The 3,336-nt window shown below is 42.8% G+C and carries 5 protein-coding genes; 2 read left to right on the top strand and 3 right to left on the bottom strand.

Annotation, left to right across the window (positions count from 1 at the left end; all coding sequences use genetic code 11):
* Both RDU59_12760 and RDU59_12765 read left to right on the top strand, forming a co-directional pair.
* On the top strand, positions 1-882 hold an 882-nt coding region (locus tag RDU59_12760), incomplete at its 5' end, for an ankyrin repeat domain-containing protein (GenBank protein ID MDQ7839351.1).
* A gap of 21 nt (positions 883-903) precedes the next feature.
* The gene (locus tag RDU59_12765; GenBank protein MDQ7839352.1) at positions 904-1,260 is read left to right on the top strand and encodes a hypothetical protein; all 357 of its coding nucleotides are present in this window, start codon (positions 904-906) and stop codon (positions 1,258-1,260) included.
* Between the two features lie 245 nt (positions 1,261-1,505).
* Here the strand turns inward: RDU59_12765 and RDU59_12770 are convergent, their stop codons facing one another.
* The 3 genes from RDU59_12770 to RDU59_12780 form a co-directional block, all read right to left on the bottom strand.
* On the bottom strand, positions 1,506-1,874 hold the full coding sequence (locus RDU59_12770; protein MDQ7839353.1) for a hypothetical protein: 369 nt from the start codon (positions 1,872-1,874) through the stop codon (positions 1,506-1,508).
* Between the two features lie 144 nt (positions 1,875-2,018).
* Positions 2,019-2,834, bottom strand: a complete 816-nt coding sequence (locus tag RDU59_12775) for a DUF5677 domain-containing protein (protein MDQ7839354.1) — start codon at positions 2,832-2,834, stop codon at positions 2,019-2,021.
* 172 nt (positions 2,835-3,006) lie between these two features.
* A partial coding sequence (locus RDU59_12780; GenBank protein ID MDQ7839355.1) for a hypothetical protein occupies positions 3,007-3,336 on the bottom strand: 330 nt, incomplete at its 5' end.

Here is a 3,336-nt window from a genome sequence, read left to right on the forward strand (position 1 = left end):
AAAAGTTTGCTAGGCGAAACCCCTCTCCACTGGGCATACAAGAAGCATAATCACAAAGAAGTAGCCAAATTGCTTATCTTGAATGGCGCTGATGTAAAGGGTAGGGACAAAGACGGCCAAACTCCCCTGTTTTATATATGCGAAAAAGGCCACAAAGAAATAGCTGAATTACTTATTTCTAAAGGTGCTGATGTGAATGCCAAAACCACTGATCACTGGACCCCTCTGCGCGTGGCATGCTTTAACGGCCACAAAGAAATAGCTGAATTACTTATCTCCAAAGGCGCCGATGTGAATGCAAAGAACAAGCATGGTATTACCCCTCTGCACGTGGCGATTGGTAAAGGGAACAAAGAAATAGCTGAATTGCTCATCTCTAGTGGTGCCGATGTGAATGCAAAGCACAGAAGTGGCTTGACTTCTCTCCACATGGCAAGCGATAGAGGCCACAAAGAAATAGCTGAATTGCTCATCTCTAGTGGTGCGAATGTCAATGCGAAAGCCATCAATGGCTGGGCCCCTCTGCACGTGGCATGCTTTAACGGCCACAAAGAAATAGCTGAATTACTTATCTCCAAAGGCGCAAATGTCAATAATAATGACGATTCCCCTCTGCACGTGGCGATTGATAAAGGGAACAAAGAAATAGCTGAATTGCTCATCTCTAGTGGTGCCGATGTGAATGCAGAGGACAAATGCAGTTTTACCCCTTTGTTCGAAGCAATTGAAAAGGGCCACAAAGAAATAGCTGAATTACTTATCTCCAAAGGCGCCGATGTGAATGCGAATGGCTTCTTTAACAGAACTCCTCTGCGCATTGCAATCAAAAAAGGATACAAAGATATAGTCGAGCTACTCAAAGCTCACGGCGCGAAGGAATAGTATTAGAAGAGAGGTGGGAAAATGGGCAAATCTTCAGGCCCTGTATCTGATGAGAAACCAGACGAAAATCCACCAAAAGTTGAAGATACTATCTGTACTGAATGTGGCACTAAATATTCGGGGAATTTGAAAGGGACTTTTTTAGGCTTCCCCTCTGGTTTTTGTGAATCTTGCAACAAGTCGTTTTTTTATCCACTATCAAACAAGAGAAAGATTTTATATGCGATACTATTCTTCTTATCATTTCCTATGGTATGTGCTGGGGCCGGCCCGATTGCCTTATTGATATTTCTTCTTCTAGGAATAGCAATACTGTCAAATGGAAAAATAAGTAGAAAAGTCCAGGCAATTCTAAAGGCTCCCGGAGTGAAGGAATAGAAAGATGCTTGTTCAGGCTCAATAAATCAATGCACCCCGGAAAATGACCTCTCAGGACAGGCCCTTCTGAGCACGTTCTCCGGCTGGACGGTATAGAATACCTCCGACCTCCGGGAACGCTCTCCAGTGAAAGATTTTAACCGCGTGGTTATGGGCTTTCATGACATCACCCTATTTCATGCAGAATTTTACACAAAGAACGGTGATTCTGTGCATGAACTATCGGGTTGAAACGTGGTGTTCCCTCAATGGTTCAGAATATTTGCAATGGCATCTAAGATTAACTTCATAGCTTTGGAGGCATGCTCTATATAAACTTTTTCCACGGTTACCACAGATCCGACAGTATAAGGGGTTCTTGAAGCGCAATATTTCTTAATTATTTCTTCTATAACTGTGTGCATTTCTGCTTCGGAAGAGTCGGTGCTCATAAATTTCATATGTTCGGAGTCAATAGTTATAAGATCTGCATGTAGAGAAGCGTATTTTTTCGCTTCAACAACTCTGGCAAAAGGAATCTTATGCTTCTCACAATGTTTAAAGAAAGCATTCTCTTTCTGTGCACGTGAACTATCGCTCAGTTTTACAGTGATGAATCCTTGTTCTTCGCTCATGTTTTAAACCCACCCTTTATTAGATTTAGTCCGGTCACTATATGTTCATCATGGTAAGAATTGTTCCTTATACTTGAAAAAGCTTCACATACACCCCTCTTTTTCAAGTATGCCGGGGAAAGGTCCTGTCTTGAGTTTTGACTATTATTTCAGAGCCTGGTTGAACTTAAACTTCAATTCTTGTAACCTTTCTTCGAAGCCGAGCTTCAAATGAGCGTCTAATATTTGCAAAGATCGATCAAGTGCCTGAAATCCCGTCGAAAGAGCTATACAAGCTGTATGTGGATCTGCAGAGCAATAATTTATAGTATCACCTTCGTAATGGAGAGTGTATTCCAAAGTTGTAATGTTCCAATGAAGCCATCCACTTGTATCTGCATATGCAATATCATATAATTGTTCCACCATTATCTCTTTAAAGACTTTTCTAATAGTTTTTCCATCTAATTCATTTTCATACCATTTGCTTACATAGGGGTCATCAGGCAATGGGTCGCCTTTTTGAAATTTTTCTAGATTTTTAGAAGTATAATACTTGGTTCCAGTAGCTCTAATGCCATCTTCTACTTTTTTCTTATAAGCCGGATCTGGAGCTCCTTTCCATTTTTCCTTTATTTGTATTGCCTTAAAATCTTGTACATAGGCGTATTCCAACCAGAGTAAGGGTCGCTCCGACGGCTCTTTCTTTGCCCAAATTAGGTAACACATACCTTCAAGCATACTCCTTGCAATCTGCCCAGCATCCATACATAATCCTGCATCCACCAGTAACTTAATTGCCTTAAGACGGTCGTGTTGCGAGGAAGCAAAGCATAATGCCATAAAAGCCATATGATCTGATTTATCAATCCTGGGAAGAAATGATAAAATTTCACACGAAAGTGAGATAAGACTGTCAATATAATTTTTTAGTATAGGTAAGTTACGTTCTGGATTAGTCATTACTGATGTTATTTCCATTCAACCCACCCCTTTTCCCTAGGAGGCCCCTCGGAAACATAGCTGCGATTTCACGCAAGATGATTTAATACTATTCAATGCACCTCATCACACAGTTCTCTTTTGAAATTCTGCACTGGCAATTGCCCCGCCATTTGACCATTTTCCACCCGAGTGATACGCTATCCTCCTCTTACATATATTCTGAAACTTCTGGTTCTTCGGCTTCACGGAAGTCATAAGCAATGATACGGGTCTGGCAGGCCAGGCCGCCTCTTTGCGGAGTCGGCTCAATGGCGGGCGTGTCTGGCCTGCCGGACCACACCTGAGCGCACAGCCTGCGTGAGGCAGAAGAGCGGCCCTTTCGGCAGCAAGCTTTGTCGAGGGATACGGCGCGAATGTCGCCACAACATCCTATGTTTGGCGACCCGTAGGGTTTGCGAATGCAAACATTCGCGCAGAGATACCCCCGCACACCACCTCCCCCACCCAAGGCGAATGTCGTCAAAGGGCGCCCTTTGAC

The sequence above is a fragment of the Thermodesulfobacteriota bacterium genome, assembly GCA_031082315.1.
Classification (GTDB): Bacteria; Desulfobacterota; QYQD01; order QYQD01; family QYQD01; genus QYQD01.